Annotated in this window: 13 protein-coding genes; 10 read left to right on the top strand and 3 right to left on the bottom strand. The window is 46.5% G+C overall.

Annotation, left to right across the window (positions count from 1 at the left end; translation table 11 throughout):
* Nucleotides 1-50 precede the first annotated feature (50 nt).
* The gene (nrdA, locus tag B2X65_RS14780) at nt 51-2336 is read right to left on the bottom strand and encodes a class 1a ribonucleoside-diphosphate reductase subunit alpha (protein ID WP_290613869.1); all 2286 of its coding nucleotides are present in this window, start codon (nt 2334-2336) and stop codon (nt 51-53) included.
* 358 nt (nt 2337-2694) lie between these two features.
* Complete coding sequence (gene ubiG, locus B2X65_RS14775) at nt 2695-3414, bottom strand: bifunctional 2-polyprenyl-6-hydroxyphenol methylase/3-demethylubiquinol 3-O-methyltransferase UbiG (protein ID WP_290613867.1); 720 nt, start codon at nt 3412-3414, stop codon at nt 2695-2697.
* 188 nt (nt 3415-3602) lie between these two features.
* Here ubiG and gyrA point away from each other — a divergent pair, with 188 nt between their 5' ends.
* From gyrA to B2X65_RS14725, 10 genes are all read left to right on the top strand, one after another.
* The gene (gene gyrA / locus B2X65_RS14770) at nt 3603-6290 is read left to right on the top strand and encodes a DNA topoisomerase (ATP-hydrolyzing) subunit A (protein ID WP_290613865.1); all 2688 of its coding nucleotides are present in this window, start codon (nt 3603-3605) and stop codon (nt 6288-6290) included.
* A gap of 85 nt (nt 6291-6375) precedes the next feature.
* The gene (serC, locus tag B2X65_RS14765) at nt 6376-7473 is read left to right on the top strand and encodes a 3-phosphoserine/phosphohydroxythreonine transaminase (protein WP_290613863.1); all 1098 of its coding nucleotides are present in this window, start codon (nt 6376-6378) and stop codon (nt 7471-7473) included.
* A complete protein-coding gene (gene aroA, locus B2X65_RS14760; protein ID WP_290613861.1) occupies nt 7470-8750 on the top strand; it encodes a 3-phosphoshikimate 1-carboxyvinyltransferase in 1281 nt (426 codons plus the stop codon). Before serC ends, aroA begins: the two co-directional genes overlap by 4 nt.
* Nucleotides 8751-8900: 150 nt before the next feature.
* Nucleotides 8901-9593, top strand: coding sequence for a (d)CMP kinase (cmk, locus tag B2X65_RS14755; protein ID WP_290613859.1), 693 nt, complete (start codon nt 8901-8903; stop codon nt 9591-9593).
* Between the two features lie 108 nt (nt 9594-9701).
* Nucleotides 9702-11381, top strand: coding sequence for a 30S ribosomal protein S1 (rpsA, locus tag B2X65_RS14750; protein WP_290614003.1), 1680 nt, complete (start codon nt 9702-9704; stop codon nt 11379-11381).
* A gap of 62 nt (nt 11382-11443) precedes the next feature.
* Complete coding sequence (gene ihfB / locus B2X65_RS14745; RefSeq protein ID WP_290613857.1) at nt 11444-11728, top strand: integration host factor subunit beta; 285 nt, start codon at nt 11444-11446, stop codon at nt 11726-11728.
* A 37-nt stretch (nt 11729-11765) separates the two neighbouring features.
* Nucleotides 11766-12008: a DUF1049 domain-containing protein gene (locus B2X65_RS14740; protein WP_290613855.1), complete on the top strand. Its 243-nt coding sequence runs from the start codon at nt 11766-11768 to the stop codon at nt 12006-12008.
* A 59-nt stretch (nt 12009-12067) separates the two neighbouring features.
* On the top strand, nt 12068-13144 hold the full coding sequence (locus B2X65_RS14735; RefSeq protein WP_290613853.1) for an N-acetylglucosaminyl transferase: 1077 nt from the start codon (nt 12068-12070) through the stop codon (nt 13142-13144).
* 27 nt (nt 13145-13171) lie between these two features.
* Nucleotides 13172-13882 carry an orotidine-5'-phosphate decarboxylase gene (gene pyrF / locus B2X65_RS14730; protein ID WP_290613851.1) on the top strand — a complete coding sequence of 237 codons (711 nt, stop codon included), beginning with the start codon at nt 13172-13174 and terminating at the stop codon, nt 13880-13882.
* A gap of 26 nt (nt 13883-13908) precedes the next feature.
* Entirely contained in the window at nt 13909-15633 is a 1725-nt protein-coding gene (locus tag B2X65_RS14725) for a potassium/proton antiporter (RefSeq protein ID WP_290613850.1), read from the top strand.
* A 112-nt stretch (nt 15634-15745) separates the two neighbouring features.
* On the opposite strand, the gene B2X65_RS14720 is transcribed toward B2X65_RS14725, so the two are convergent.
* Nucleotides 15746-16375: a zinc chelation protein SecC gene (locus B2X65_RS14720; protein WP_233079392.1), complete on the bottom strand. Its 630-nt coding sequence runs from the start codon at nt 16373-16375 to the stop codon at nt 15746-15748.
* Nucleotides 16376-16415 lie beyond the last annotated feature (40 nt).

Here is a 16415-nt window from a genome sequence, read left to right as displayed (position 1 = left end):
CAACCTGTTGTTATTACGCTCCAACTTAACGGAGCGATGACTTTTCCATGTTAAATTTTACAGGCGCCGCCTGCACAGCCGTCGTCTTCCGGCTCAGGTTTAATATCTTCCTGCATATCTGCTGCACCATCCCGGGTGTTGTGGTAATACATGGTTTTAACCCCAAGTTTGTACGCAGTCAGCAGATCTTTTAGTAATAACTTCATCGGAACCCGGCCACCATCATACTTATTCGGATCATAATTAGTATTGGCGGAAATGGTTTGGTCGACAAACTTCTGCATAATAGCGACCAGGCTCAGATAGCCATCATTTGATGGAATATCCCACAGCAACTCGTACTGATTTTTCAGTCGATCGTACTCAGGCACGACCTGCTTTAAGATGCCGTCTTTGCTGGCCTTAATGCTGATATGACCGCGCGGTGGCTCAATACCATTGGTGGCATTAGAAATTTGCGACGACGTTTCTGATGGCATTAGGGCCGACAAGGTAGAATTACGCAAACCAAATTGCAGAATATCTTTACGTAGCTGTTCCCAGTCAAGCTGCAATGGTTCTGCACAGACTTTATCAAGATCTTTTTTATAGCTGTCGATCGGTAAAATACCTTCGGCATAGGTTGTTTCATTAAATTTAGGGCAGGGGCCTTGCTCCTGCGCCAGTTTATTTGATGCTTTTAACAAGTAGTACTGAATGGCCTCAAAGGTACGGTGCGTTAAGCCATTGGCTGAACCATCTGAATATTTCACGCCATTTTTAGCCAGGTAGTACGCATAGTTAATAACACCTACTCCCAGGGTACGACGACTTATAGATGCATGGTAAGCCGCCGGAATAGGATAATCCTGATAATCCAGTAAGCTATCGAGCGAGCGCACTGCTAACTCGGCTAATTCTTCCAGTTCTGCAAGGTCTGTTATGGTGCCCAGGTTAAAGGCGGACAAAGTACACAAGGCAATTTCGCCGTTTGGATCATTTACATGTTCCAGTGGCTTGGTTGGCAATGCAATTTCCAGACACAAGTTACTCTGGCGTACCGGCGCCAGTTTCGGGTTAAATGGACTGTGAGTATTGCAGTGATCAACGTTTTGCAGGTAAATACGACCGGTGCTGGCGCGCTCTTGCATAAACAACGTAAAAAGCTCTAATGCTTTAATTCGTTTTTTGCGAATACGGCTATCTGCTTCATACTGCACATATAACTTATCAAATTGCTCCTGATCCTGGAAAAACGCATCGTACAAGCCAGGTACATCTGAGGGGCTGAATAACGTGATGTAGTCATCCTTGATTAAACGGGTATACATTAACCGGTTAAACTGCACGCCATAGTCGAGGTGACGAACCCGGTTTTCTTCTACACCGCGGTTGTTTTTAAGTACCAGTAGCGACTCAACCTCTAAATGCCATAGCGGGAAAAACAAGGTTGCTGCACCGCCACGAACGCCACCTTGCGAGCAGCTTTTTACCGCGGTTTGAAAATGCTTGTAAAACGGAATACAGCCGGTATGAAAAGCCTCGCCGTTGCGGATTGGGCTGCCAAGGGCACGAATACGTCCGGCATTAATGCCAATACCGGCACGTTGCGACACATACTTTACAATGGCACTGGACGTCGCATTAATAGAATCAAGACTGTCGCCGCACTCAATCAACACACAGGAACTAAACTGACGGGTTGGCGTTCGTACTCCTGACATAATTGGGGTAGGCAGCGACAATTTAAACAGTGAAGTTGCATCATAGAACCGCCGGATAAAGTCTAAGCGGGTGCTCTTTGGATAGTTAGCGAACAAACAGGCCGCCACCAGGATATATAAAAACTGGGCGCTTTCGTATATTTCGCCGCTTACCCGGTTTTGAACCAGGTATTTGCCTTCCAGTTGTTTAACGGCAGCGTAACTGAAGTTTAAATCACGGCTGTGGTCGATATAGCTGTTAATGGTGTCGAGCTCTTCCCGGCTGTAATCGGCCAGAATATGCTGATCATAACGTTTCGCTTCTACCATCTTAACCAGCTGATCATACAAATGCGGTGGTTCAAACTGACCGTACGCTTTTTTACGCAAATGAAACACAGCAAGCCGGGCAGCAAGGTACTGATAATCCGGGCTCTCTTTTGAAATCAGATCCGCTGCCGCTTTAATAATCGTTTCATGAATATCAGCAGATTTAATACCATCATAAAACTGAATATGAGACTTTAATTCAACCTGCGATACCGACACATTGTGCAGGCCTTCGGCTGCCCAGGTTATAACCCGGTGAATTTTATCTAAGTCGAGGGGTTCACGGCGTCCATCACGTTTAGTGACAAAGAGTTTTTGCGTCATCGCTGAAGAGTTCCGTTTCAATAATTATTATTAACTGACAGCCCGTTTGCGCACGGCCCATTACATGTACCTTGATGCTGCCATTTTGCACAACATATAGGTGTAAATTAAAAACTGATCACAAGATAGTGTGGATTGGGGGCTTTTGCAAGGGTAGCGTTTGTTGAAAAAAAAGCCGGTATTATTCTCGGTTAGTAGCTACTAACCTGTTAGCGCCTGTCGGGGAAAATGCAAAAATGAAGCAAGCTTTTTCTGGCCTATAAAATTATTTGTTCTAAGCAGCTGCTTTTAAGTTTAACTGGCTATTTGACAGACGTTGGTGTGAGCACCAACGTCTTATCAACGAGGATTACCGGCGCTAACCGTGATTAGCATGTTTTCTGGCGACCACAAAATAGTTTACATCCAGGCCCGGACCAGTCTTAAAGGTATTGTTGAACGGGTTAAAATGCAATCCGGTAGCATCGACCAGTTCCAGACCAGCGTGCTCAATATCCCGCATCAATTGCGATGGCCGGATAAACTTATTAAATTCGTGAGTTCCCTTAGGTACCAGGCGCAATAAATACTCTGCACCGACAATGGCCATCGCAAAGGCTTTTACCGTTTTATTAATGGTAGAGAAAAATAATAAACCACCGGGTTTGGCTAAATCTGCGCAGGCCTGCACCACTGACGCAGGTTCCGGAACGTGTTCCAGCATTTCCATACAAGTTACGATATCAAATGCCGCTGGCTGGCTGGCAGCGAACTGTTCTGCCGTGCTCTGCTGGTAGCTGACATTAACTTCTGTGTCCAGGGCATGCAGCCTGGCCACAGCCAAGGCATCGTCAGCCATATCAATACCGGTAACTATTGCACCGCTGCGCGCCAAACTTTCTGCCAGAATACCGCCGCCACATCCTACATCGACGATGGATTTGCCAAAAACACCACTGGCCATATCGCTGATATATCCAAGCCGGGTAGGGTTTAACAGGTGCAGCGGTTTAAATTCCCCTTCCTGATCCCACCAGCGTGCGGCAATATCATTAAATTTTGCAATTTCAGCTGGATCAACATTTGTATTTTGTGTCATGGTTCAGGCCTTAAAAAATTTTTGCCATTATAAAGCCTTGATCTGTTTCAGCAAATAGCTGACGGGTTTTGGCAAGCATAACAGGCATGGCAACTGCCATTTTATGTGGTAGAATCCTGCGTTGTCTCGCGGTTTATAACATCGAAAAAAGCGAGTTATCTATCTGATTTAAGGGAAATTAGCGTTATATGACAGATCTGGCCAAAGAAATAGTTCCGATTAATATCGAAGAGGAATTAAAAAACTCCTACCTCGATTACGCAATGAGCGTAATTGTTGGCCGGGCTTTACCTGACGTTAGGGACGGTTTAAAGCCGGTTCACCGTCGCGTGCTGTTTGCCATGAAGGAATTAGGCAACGACTGGAATAAAGCCTATAAAAAATCTGCCCGGGTAGTGGGCGACGTTATCGGTAAATATCACCCCCACGGTGATAGTGCCGTATACGACACTATAGTCCGGATGGCTCAGCCGTTTTCATTGCGCTATATGCTGGTGGATGGTCAGGGTAACTTTGGTTCGATTGACGGTGACTCAGCTGCAGCGATGCGTTACACCGAAGTCAGAATGGCCAGAATAGCGCATGAACTGCTGGCTGACTTAGATAAAGAAACCGTCGATTTTGTGCCAAACTATGACGGCACGGAACAAATTCCGGCGGTATTGCCAACTAAGATCCCCAATTTACTTATCAACGGTTCTTCAGGGATTGCCGTTGGTATGGCAACCAATATTCCGCCGCACAACCTGAACGAAGTAATTGATGGTTGTCTGGCGTTAATTGCTAACCCGGACATTGAGCTGCATGAACTGATGCAATTTATTCCAGGCCCTGATTTCCCGACAGCTGCCATAATTAATGGCCGTAAAGGGATAGAAGAAGCCTATCGTACCGGTCGTGGCAAGGTATACATTCGCAGTAAAACCTGTATCGAGACAGACGAGAAAACGGGTCGAGAGACCATTATCGTTAACGAACTGCCTTACCAGGTTAACAAAGCACGTTTAATTGAAAAAATTGCTGAGCTGGTTAAAGAAAAGCGGATTGAAGGTATTTCAGCCTTGCGTGATGAGTCTGATAAAGACGGTATGCGCATTGTTATCGAGCTGAAACGCGGCGAATCATCTGACGTGATGCTTAATCAGTTATATTCCAATACGCAGATGCAAACGGTGTTTGGCATTAACATGGTGGCGCTGGATGATGGCCAGCCGAAATTGCTTAGCCTAAAGCAAATGCTGGAATGCTTTGTGCTGCACCGCCGCGAAGTGGTAACCCGCCGTACGGTTTACGACTTACGCAAAGCCCGTGACCGCGCTCACATTCTGGAAGGTCTGGCGATTGCGCTGGCGAATATCGATGAAATCATTGAACTGATTAAAACCTCAGCCAGCCCGGCAGAAGCAAAAGCAGGCCTAGTTGAACGCGGCTGGCAGCTGGGTGATGTCAGCGCCATGCTTGAACGCGCTGGCAAAGATGCAGCCCGGCCGGAATGGTTGGAAGAGCATTTCGGTATTCGTGACAATTTCTATTTTTTAACGGAACAGCAAGCACAAGCTATTCTGGATTTACGTTTGCATAAGCTGACCGGCTTAGAGCATGAGAAAATTCTGGACGAATATAAGCAATTATTAGAAGTAATCGCTGAGTTATTACACATTCTGGCTAGCCCAGAGCGATTAATGGAAGTGATTTGTGAAGAGTTAGAGGCGGCCAAAGCCCAATACGGCGATGCGCGCCGTACTGATATCCAGGACAATATGCTGGATATTAATATGGAAGACTTAATCACTGAAGAAGATGTGGTCGTCACTCTTTCGCATCTGGGGTATGCCAAATATCAGCCACTGTCAGATTATGAAGCACAGCGTCGCGGTGGCAAGGGTAAAGCGGCTACCACGGTTAAAGACGAAGATTTTGTCGATAAACTGCTTGTTGCCAGCACCCATGACACCATCTTGTGTTTCTCTAACAGGGGTCGCTTGTACTGGATGAAGGTATATCAGTTACCATTGGCCAGTCGTACCGCCCGCGGTAAGCCGATTGTTAACTTGTTGCCGCTGGAGCAGGGCGAGCGGATTAACGCAATTCTGCCGGTACGTGAGTATGAAGAAGGTAAATACGTGTTCATGGCAACGGCTAACGGTACCGTTAAGAAAACGGCGCTTACCGATTATTCACGGCCACGCTCAAACGGAATTATTGCGGTAAACCTGAACGAAGGCGATCACCTGATTGGTGTCGATATCACCGATGGCAGCAATGAAATTATGCTGTTCTCTGATGATGGAAAAGTGGTGCGCTTTACCGAAGATCAAGTTCGGGGTATGGGACGCACGGCTACCGGGGTACGTGGTATTCGTCTGCGCGAAGGTGGCTCAGTTGTATCATTAATCATTCCAAAAGGGGATGGCGCCGTATTAACGGTAACTGAAAATGGCTATGGCAAACGGACATCACTAACCGAGTATCCGGCGAAGAGTCGGGCCACCCAGGGCGTAGTGTCTATTAAAGTGTCAGAACGTAATGGCTTGGTAGTCGGCGCAGTACAGGTTAGCGAAACGGACGAAATTATGATGATTTCAAACCGTGGCACCCTGGTACGAACGCGGGTTAAAGAAGTGTCTGAAGTTGGCCGTAACACCCAGGGCGTTATCCTGATCCGCACTCAGGAGCAGGAGAAAGTGGTTGGGGTAGCGAAAGTCGACGAAATTCAGGAGCAAGACTTACCCCATGATAGTGAAGATGATGCAGGCTTAATTTCGGCCGCTGCTGAAAATGCAGACTCTGCAGATACGGCAAACAGTGCAGATGTGGCAGGCCCTGATCTACAGGACAGTCAGTTAGCACAAGATAACGATCCTGAGCAGTCATAATTCATCCGAAAACGGGCGCAGTAGCGCTCGTTTTTTTTAGCTGATTTTAAATCTTTGTTGAGAATAGAATAGAGAGCCGTAACACATGACTACCTTTAATTTTTGTGCCGGACCGGCCATGTTACCCACCGCTGTAATGCAGCAGGCACAGCAGGAATTTATTAACTGGCAACAGCAGGGTTGCTCGGTAATGGAGGTAAGCCATCGCAGTAAAGCGTTTATTAAAGTGGCCGCCGAGGCTGAGCAGGATTTACGTGATCTGCTGTCTATTCCAGCCAATTATAAAGTGCTGTTTATGCATGGCGGTGGACGCGGTCAGTTCTCTGCGGTACCGCTTAACCTGTTTAATGCCAGGGAAAGTGCCGGTAACCGCACTGCGGATTATATTATCTCTGGTGCCTGGTCTAAAGCAGCGGTGGAAGAAGGGCATAAATACGGCCAGTTGAATGTGCAGGATATCCGGACTAATACCGATGACAAGCTACGCACGCTTATTGACCCGGAGCAGTGGCAACTTAACCGCAACGCCGCCTTTATACACTGCTGTCCAAATGAAACAGTCGATGGTATTGAATTTACCGGATTACCTGAAACGGAAGTACCGATTGTTGCAGATTTGTCATCCACTATTTTATCAAGACCCATAGATATCAGCCGCTATGGCGTTATTTACGCTGGCGCACAGAAAAATATAGGCCCCTCAGGATTAACCCTGGCGATTGTCAGGGACGACTTACTGCCGTCATCAGCTGCGGCTATCCCTGCGGTACTGGATTATCGTCTGGCGGCTGAAAATGACAGCATGTTTAATACTCCGCCCACGTTCGCCTGGTATTTAGCCGGCTTAGTATTCAAATGGCTGAAACAGCAGGGTGGCGTTACTGAAATGGCAACGCGTAACCAAATAAAGGCAAGCTTACTGTATGATTATATTGATAAAAGTTATTTTTACAGTAATGATGTAGCAAAAACATATCGGTCATGGATGAACGTACCGTTTTTCCTGGCTGATGAGCGTTTAAACGACATGTTTGTCGAGCAGGCTGAGTTACATGGCTTGCTGGCATTGAAGGGGCATAGAATGGTCGGGGGAATGCGGGCCAGTATTTACAATGCCATGCCGCTGGAAGGTGTCCAGACACTGGTCAGTTTTATGCAGGAATTTGAGCGGGTAAACGGATGAAGACATTAACCATTGAGCCTATTGCAAAAATGGCCGGTGAAGTACATTTACCCGGCTCCAAAAGTATTTCTAACCGGGTCTTGCTGTTAGCGGCGCTGGCAGAAGGTACCACGCACATTACTAACTTGCTTGATAGCGATGATATTAAACATATGCTCAATGCATTAACGGCACTGGGTATCCGCTACACATTGTCTGCCTGTCGCACTAAGTGCGACGTGCATGGCATTGGCGGCCTGTTTGACCATCCGCAGGCGTTAACCCTGTTTCTCGGCAACGCCGGTACCGCAATGCGGCCCCTAACTGCTGCTCTGGCGGCATCCAATGTCGATGTTACCTTAACTGGCGAGCCACGAATGTACGAGCGGCCGATTGGCCACCTGGTGGATGCGCTGCGTCAATGGCAGGCTGATATTGGTTATATCGGCAGTGAAAATTTTCCGCCATTACACGTCAGAGGCAAAGCATTGCAGGGTGGCAGCATGCAAATTGACGGCAGTATTTCCAGTCAGTTTTTAACGGCTGTGCTGATGGTAGCGCCGCTGCTTGATGGTGACAGCGAAATAGACATTACCGGCGAGCTGGTATCCAAGCCCTATATTGATATTACATTGGCGCTGATGAAACGTTTTGGCGTTGAGGTGCAAAACCATGATTACACGCGCTTTAACATCAGAGGTAATCAGCAATACCGCTCGCCGGGCCATTGGCTGGTAGAAGGCGATGCCTCATCGGCATCTTATTTTCTGGCGGCGGCAGCGATTAAAGGCGGCAGCATAAAGGTTACCGGTATTGGTAAACATGCGGTGCAGGGTGATATTCATTTTGCCGATGCACTACAAGCAATGGGCGCTGAGGTCGAGTGGGGCGATGACTACATTATGGTTACGCGTAGTGAGCTGAAGGGTATAGATCGCGACTACAATGCTATTCCGGATGCCGCCATGACTATCGCTACCACAGCGTTATTTGCCAGTGGGCCATCGGTTATTCGAAATGTGTATAACTGGCGGGTCAAAGAAACCGATCGCCTGACTGCTATGGCAACTGAGCTTCGAAAAGTGGGCGCCGAAGTAGAAGAAGGCCATGACTACCTTAAAGTAACGCCGCCGGCTATGCTTAAGCACGCCAGTATTGCAACTTATAACGATCACCGGATGGCGATGTGTTTCTCTTTAGTGGCATTGAGCGAGACCAGTGTGACCATAGAAGATCCGGATTGCACGGCAAAAACATTTCCCGGTTATTTTTCCTTATTTAAAAGTCTGCAATGCTAATACAAAGTTAATAGGAACAGGCGCAGTTGTTCAAACTGCGCCCTGAGTAGTATCTTTATCGTAACTAAACACAGCTTTTGTCGCAAAAACCTGTATAATATGGCGGTTTTAAAATTTGAAATAGCAAATTAATGCTCTTTAGGAGGTAGGATGCCGCAACATGCACCAGTAATTACCATCGATGGCCCGGGAGGCTCAGGTAAAGGCACATTAAGCCGTTTACTGGCTCAGAAGTTAGGTTGGCAATTACTCGACAGTGGCGCTATCTATCGGGTACTGGCACTGGCGGCAATGCATCATCAAATTTCTGCAGATGACGAAGAAGCATTACAACCACTGGCGGCGCACCTGGATGTGCAGTTTAGTGCAGACGAACAGGGTAATACCAAAGTTACCCTGGAAGGCGAAAATGTATCACACACTATCCGTACTCAGGAAGTGGCAGACGAAGCATCAAAAATTGCTTCATTGCCCCGGGTTCGTGAAGCACTGTTACGTCGGCAACGTGCCTTTGCTGAGGCACCCGGTTTGGTAGCAGATGGCCGTGATATGGGCACAGTTGTGTTCCCTCAGGCAGAAGTTAAAATATTTTTAACTGCTGACCCTGCGGAACGCGCCAACCGCAGATATTTAGAGTTGAAACAAAAGGGTCTGGATGTTAACATCGACGCCCTTTTGCACGAGATCCAGGCGCGTGATGAGCGCGATATGAACCGGGCAACAGCGCCGTTAAAACCCGCTGCCGATGCATATATGCTGGATTCGACAAATAAAGCCATTGAACAAGTGCTGGCAGAGGTTATTAATTACATTAACAGCAATACGCTGCTTAAAGTAAGCTAATACACCGAACCCGCATTTTGGACAGCCAGTAACACGGATTGTTGCCGGTAAACTTAGCAACCCCATAACGCATGACGCGAAGTGGAGCACTTAACTGAAAAAGTGACTATGACTGAAAATTTTGCACAATTATTTGAGGAAAGCCTCAAGACCATCGAAACCCGCCCAGGTGCCATTGTTAAAGGTACCGTTGTTGCTGTTCTGAAAGACGTTGTTATGGTTGACGCCGGTCTTAAATCAGAAGCTGCGATCCCTGTTGAGCAGTTCAAATCGCTAAGCGGTGAAATCGAAGTTAGCGTTGGTGACATCATTGACGTAGCGTTAGACGCTATTGAAGATGGTTTCGGTGAGACCTTGTTATCTCGTGAAAAAGCTAAGCGCCATGAGGCCTGGGTTCGCCTGGAAAAAGCTTGCGAAGATAAAGAAACTGTTATTGGTGTTATCACTGGTAAAGTTAAAGGTGGTTTTACGGTTGAAGTCGACGGTATTCGTGCCTTCCTGCCAGGTTCATTAGTAGATGTCCGTCCAGTACGTGACACCTTGCACCTGGAAAACAAAGAACTTGAATTCAAAGTTATCAAGCTGGATCAGAAGCGTAACAACGTGGTGGTTTCACGTCGTGCGGTGATCGAGTCAGAAAGCAGCCAGGAACGTGATCAGCTGCTAGAAACTTTAGAAGAAGGCATGGAAGTTAAAGGTATCGTTAAGAACCTGACTGACTACGGTGCATTCGTTGATTTAGGTGGCGTAGACGGCTTACTGCATATCACTGATATGGCATGGAAGCGTGTTAAGCACCCAAGCGAAATTGTTAATGTTGGCGACGAAATTCCAGTTAAAGTACTGAAATTTGACCGCGAGAAGCAACGTGTATCTTTAGGTCTGAAGCAAATGGGTGAAGATCCATGGGCCGCTATTGCCTCACGTTACCCAGAAGGTGCTCGCATCACTGGTCGCGTAACCAACTTAACTGACTACGGCTGCTTCGTGGAAATCGAAGAAGGCGTTGAAGGCTTAGTTCACGTTTCAGAAATGGACTGGACTAACAAAAATATTCACCCATCTAAAGTGGTTAACTTAGGTGACACTGTTGAAGTGATGGTACTGGAAATTGACGAAGAACGTCGTCGTATTTCTTTAGGCCTGAAACAGTGTAAAGCTAACCCATGGGAAGAGTTTGCTAAAGGTTTCAACAAGAACGACCGGGTTAGCGGTAAGATCAAGTCAATCACCGACTTCGGTATCTTTATCGGCTTAGACGGCGGCATTGATGGCTTGGTTCACTTATCTGATATTAGCTGGAACGCGACTGGTGAAGAAGCGGTTCGTGAATTCAAGAAAGGTGACGAAGTACACGCGGTTGTGTTACAAGTTGACCCAGAGCGTGAGCGCATTTCTTTAGGTATCAAACAACTGGATGAAGATCCGTTCAATGGTTACCTTGCTGACAACAAAAAAGGTGCTATCGTTAAAGGTGAAGTTACTGCCGTTGACGCTAAAGGCGCTGCTGTGATGTTAGAAGGCGCAGTTGAAGGTTACATCCGGGTTTCTGATATCGCGCGTGAGCGTATTGAAGATGCCTCAACAGTACTGAAAGTAGGCGAAGAAGTTGAAGCTCGTTTAATGGGTGTTGATCGCAAGAACCGCGTAATCAGCCTGTCAATCAAAGCGAAATTCGAAGCTGAAGAAAAAGAAGCTATGGATACCGTTAATACCAAGCAGCAAGAAGCTGACTTCGGTGGTAACGCTATGGCCGAAGCATTTAAAGCTGCTCAGAAGCAGGATTAATTGCTAGCGAAGCAGGGGGCATCTGCCCCTTGCTTTACCATTTGGGTTTTGCAGGAGGGTCTATGACCAAGTCTGAATTGATTGAAAAATTAGCAACCGATTTCCCGCATATTCAAGTCAAGGATGTCGAAGCATCTGTTAAAGAAATTCTGGAACAGATGGCCCAGTCACTGTCAGCGAATGAACGTATTGAAATTCGCGGTTTTGGCAGTTTTTCACTGCATTACCGTGCTCCCCGCATTGGTCGCAATCCTAAAACCGGTGATAAAGTAGAATTAGACGGTAAACACGTCCCGCACTTTAAGCCAGGTAAAGAGTTACGCGATCGGGTCAAAGATAATACCTGATCCCTAATCAGGGCTATTGCAGTACACGGAGTGTCTTTTGAGCAGATTACTGTATCTGATACTGATTATTGCTTTTCTGGTAATAGGGTTTGTATTTGGTGCTATTAACCAGCAAGTAACAGATATCCATTTTCTTATTATTAAACTGCAGTTGCGAGTCGTTGATATTGCAATAATTTTTTTAGTTACCGGTGTCATTCTTGGGCTTATAATTGCGGCCTGGTTAAGGATGATCCGTCGAACCAAAAACTGGCTTAAAACTACCCCAGAGAAAACCTGACTTTTATGTTGGAATTGCTATTTTTGTTACTTCCTGTTGCCGCCGCTTACGGCTGGTTTATGGGTAGAAATAGCGTCAAACATACTGAATTAAAAGACCGTGCCAGCGTTACCCGAAACCTTTCCTCCGGCCTTAACTTTTTACTGACAGATCAGGAAGATAAGGCTATTGAGCAGTTATTGGAACTGCTTGATATCGAAGCGGCTACCATTGAAACCTATTTAGCGCTGGCAAACCTGTTTCGCCGTAAAGGTGATTGGGACAAGGCCATTCGCATTCATGAAAAGCTTCATCAGTTAAAGTTAGCTAAACCTCAGGCACAGCAAATTGAGTACGAACTGGCAAAAGATTATTTTTCTGCCGGGCTATATGATCGAGCGGAAAGTCTGGCAACGCCACTGGTAAACAGCAATCGCTGGCGTGAGCCGGCGTTAAAGCAATTATTTAGTATTTTTACGGCCAGCCATGACTGGCACAAAACGCGGGCATTTGAGACTGAAGTAAACAATAGCGAATCACGCTCTTTGAAAATCGCGCTGGCAAATATGGCCGTTGAGGCAATGCATAACGAACCCGACGTTGCGCGTTTACAACAACTGATTCAAACTAATCCACTTGCGATCCGGCCGCGTTTTGCTCTGGCTACGTTTTATTTAACGGCAGAGCAGGGCGATCTGGCAAAGGAACCATTACTCAGTATTATTAAACAGAAGCCCCAATGGAGCGCTGAAATACTGCCACTGTTACAACAGTGCGAATTTTCAGGTGATCAGTGGTATCAGTTGCTTAGCCAGCTAGCCAATAAACAGCACAATGTGACGGCAAGTGGTTTACTGGCCGACTGGCTGGCAGAGCATGGCTCAGCTAAGGCAGCAGAACAGTTTTTACTGGACAAGTTACAACAACAACCCAGTATCCGGTTGTTTCAGAAACTGTTGCAGGTTCGTCAGCATCAATCAACTGCGGCGGCAGAAGCGTTGCTTTCCGTCGAGGAGCTGGTACAAGCTTACCTTGCTAACAAAGTGTTATACAGTTGCCGCAATTGCGGTTTTAAGACCCGTCAGCAATACTGGTTATGTCCATCTTGCCAGCAATGGGAGACAGTAGAGCCAATTACCGGTATTGACGGCCGTTAGAATTTTACCTGTGCAAAAGGAACACCGATGTCTTGTAACACGCCTGTTGTGGTCGCGCTTGATTACGCTAATCAGACTGAAGCCCTTAATCTAGTGGCCAAGCTTGATCCAGCGCTGTGCCGGTTAAAAGTGGGCAAAGAAATGTTTACCCATTTTGGACCTGCGTTTGTAACAGAACTACAGCGTCGTCATTTTGAAGTATTTCTTGATCTCAAATTTCATGATATTCCTAATACGGTAGCTAAAGCTGTGCAGGCAGCCGCAGATCTTGGGGTATGGATGGTCAATGTTCATGCCAGCGGCGGCAGTAAAATGATGTCGGCTGCCAGAGACTCGCTACAACGTTTTGGTATCAACAAACCAAAACTTATTGCAGTAACCGTGCTGACCAGCATGGAGCAAAGTGATTTGACTGAAATGGGCATCACACTGACCCCGGCACAGCAAGTACAAAAACTGGCAACATTAGCCGCGAACAGTGGTTTAGATGGTGTCGTGTGTTCGGCCCAGGAAGCGGTTGCATTAAAACAACAATTTGGCAAAAATTTTCAGTTAGTGACACCTGGCATTCGCCCGGCAAGTGCTAATGCAGATGATCAGAAACGAATTATGACACCTGCAGCAGCAGTGCAGGCAGGGGTCGACTACCTGGTTATCGGTCGGCCAATCACGCAGGCCACTTCGCCGTTATTGGCGCTACAAGCTATTGTCAACGAAGTAATCAACGCTAAAGCGTAGAGCTAAAAAGAAATAAGGAGGTTTTTATGGACACGATAAACCTCACCATCTTAATTGGCGGGTTATTATTCTTCGTTAGTATTATAGCGACTTTAATCTCGGCGCGATTGGGCGCGCCAATGCTACTCATATTTCTTATCGTCGGCATGTTGGCCGGCGAAGATGGCATCGTTGGTATTCAGTTTGATGATCCGCAAACCGCATTTCTGATAGGGTCTATAGCGCTGGTTATTATTCTGTTCGACGGTGGCATGCGAACGCATCCTGAACGCTTCAGGGTGGCGTTGGCACCCGCATCCATGTTGGCAACCCTTGGCGTAGTTATAACATGTGGCGTTGTGGGCTTATCAGCAGCCTATTTGCTTAACCTTTCTGTTGTTGAAGGGCTTCTGCTGGGTGCAATACTAAGCTCTACCGATGCTGCAGCGGTGTTTTCAATATTTCAGTCCCAGCGACTGAGAATAAAACAACGGGTTGCATCAACATTGGAAATAGAGTCGGGCAGTAATGATCCGATGGCGGTAATGCTAACTCTTACCTTAGTTAGTGTGTTAGCCCAGGATGCAACACTTGATTGGCTGGTTTTGTTGTCATTTCTACAGCAAGCTGTTGTTGGTGGTGCCATGGGGTATGGAGCAGGGCGGGTTTTTGTGTTTTTATGCCGCAGACTGCCGTTAAGTTTTGCTTTTTTTCCTTTGCTCGCCGTTGCCAGTAGTATCTTTATCTATGCCATTACTAATAGTTTTGGTGGTAGCGGTTTTTTAGCTGTTTATCTGATGGGGTATCTGGTGGGAAATGCCAGGTTACCGCAAATTATTCATATCTTAAGAATGCACGATGGCCTGGCCTGGATAAGCCAGATCAGCATGTTTCTGATGCTCGGTTTATTGGTTGTACCATCTAACTTAAAAGAACATTTAATTGATGCGCTAATTTTAGCCGGCATATTAATTTTTATTGCCCGGCCATTGGCGGTACTCATTAGTTTAATCCCATTTCGATTCCCGATTAAAGATCAGATTTTTATCAGCTGGGTCGGTTTACGTGGTGCCGTACCTATTATTCTTGCACTGTTTCCCTGGCTGGCTGGCGCACCAAACGAGCATTTGTATTTTGACGTTGCTTTTGTGGTGGTCATTGTTTCATTGGTATTGCAAGGCTGGACGCTGGTACCGGTAGCCCGGTGGTTAAAACTGGAAGTGCCAGGTGAACTCGAACCGGATCAGGCGATGCCGTTAGATGCCATCCCCAGTAAAGATGTGATGGAGGTGTTAGCGTTTGCGGTTGAAGATCAGTCACCGATCCGTGGCGTATGCTGGCAGGACCTTAAATTCAGCGTGGATGTGCAGTTTTTAGGTATCATTCGTGATGGCGAATGGCAGCTACCTGTGAACGAACCGGTGTTCAACAGTCGCGATACCGTGATGGTGTTGGCGAGGCTGAAAGACGTTAAGAAAATTAGTGAAGTGCTCGCCAGTGAAGCGGATACTTCCGGCTTGACTAACAGCAACTTCTTTGGCGACTTTGTATTGAATGGCGAAGTAAGTCTGGCAGATTTAGACGCATTTTATACCATTAATATGGATGATCAGAATAAAAAACAAAGTCTGTCATCTTATATCAGCGAACGATTCCACCGCCGGGTGGTTATTGGTGACCAGGTGAGGTTAGATCAACTTGTGCTGACCGTGCGTGAACTAGATGAAAACGGCATTATTATCCAGGTGGGTATCAAGGCACTCGAACCATGACTTTATCAGCGAAAGTGGTTACAAAGAATGTGCTGGCGATAAACTTATAGAATACAGCACAATACTAAAAGAGGGTTTGCCGGGATTCTGGAAATTTCTCATGAAAAGTATATTATCTAACTGATTCAGAAATATATTTCTGAATTTCCTTTCCGCAGCATCGCTTGTATTTAATAGAACTCTTGCAACAACACGTATCGTGATCTCTATACCCCGCTTTTAGCGCCCCCAATAGAAATCTTTTGGCTTCCATAAGTGGTTTCATTTTTGCTTCAGGTACAGTTATAAAACCGTACTCGAATTCGCGGCCATCCTGTAAAGCTTTGCTGATAAGTTCAGATATTTGGATAAAGTGATGAATGATGGTGTCATCACGTAACGCGAGTCTTACATTGTCAACACGTTTGCCGTCATATGGCCGCTTTGGAGTGTGAGCGAACAAAATAGTCTGTTCTTCATCTTGCTTCGGTGTGATATCGACCCAGTCCCCTTCCGGGCTTTGCCAAATAGCATGAAACTCTGCTTCTATCATGACATTTGGCCACTCCCAAATCTGCCACCCGCAAAGCATTTTCCCGCCACTTGAGAGAACTTTGCGTTCTACATTCGGAAAGCATTCGCTCACTATCGCGCCTGATTCAGGCTGCACTTTTACATAAACCGGTGGTGCCTTCAGGTTTAATTTTGATATTAACCTATTGACTTGCTTTGAGATGGTTCGCGGGGTGTTTGAGTTGGTCAAAATGCCCCCTTAATGGTTTCGGGTATACGGATTTAATGGT

It is taken from the genome of Arsukibacterium sp. UBA3155 (assembly GCA_002364615.1).
Classification (GTDB): Bacteria; Pseudomonadota; Gammaproteobacteria; order Enterobacterales; family Alteromonadaceae; genus Alishewanella.
Note: the sequence above shows the minus strand (reverse complement) of the source record. Positions and strands in the feature narration are given on the sequence as shown.

Bases quoted from the DNA above. Each gene is read 5' to 3' on its own strand.
- nrdA (WP_290613869.1), bottom strand. From the start codon at position 2,336: ATGACGCAAAAACTCTTTGTCACTAAACGTGATGGACGCCGTGAACCC.
- ubiG (WP_290613867.1), bottom strand. From the start codon at position 3,414: ATGACACAAAATACAAATGTTGATCCAGCTGAAATTGCAAAATTTAAT.
- gyrA (WP_290613865.1), top strand. From the start codon at position 3,603: ATGACAGATCTGGCCAAAGAAATAGTTCCGATTAATATCGAAGAGGAA.
- serC (WP_290613863.1), top strand. From the start codon at position 6,376: ATGACTACCTTTAATTTTTGTGCCGGACCGGCCATGTTACCCACCGCT.
- aroA (WP_290613861.1), top strand. From the start codon at position 7,470: ATGAAGACATTAACCATTGAGCCTATTGCAAAAATGGCCGGTGAAGTA.
- cmk (WP_290613859.1), top strand. From the start codon at position 8,901: ATGCCGCAACATGCACCAGTAATTACCATCGATGGCCCGGGAGGCTCA.
- rpsA (WP_290614003.1), top strand. From the start codon at position 9,702: ATGACTGAAAATTTTGCACAATTATTTGAGGAAAGCCTCAAGACCATC.
- ihfB (WP_290613857.1), top strand. From the start codon at position 11,444: ATGACCAAGTCTGAATTGATTGAAAAATTAGCAACCGATTTCCCGCAT.
- B2X65_RS14735 (WP_290613853.1), top strand. From the start codon at position 12,068: ATGGGTAGAAATAGCGTCAAACATACTGAATTAAAAGACCGTGCCAGC.
- pyrF (WP_290613851.1), top strand. From the start codon at position 13,172: ATGTCTTGTAACACGCCTGTTGTGGTCGCGCTTGATTACGCTAATCAG.
- B2X65_RS14725 (WP_290613850.1), top strand. From the start codon at position 13,909: ATGGACACGATAAACCTCACCATCTTAATTGGCGGGTTATTATTCTTC.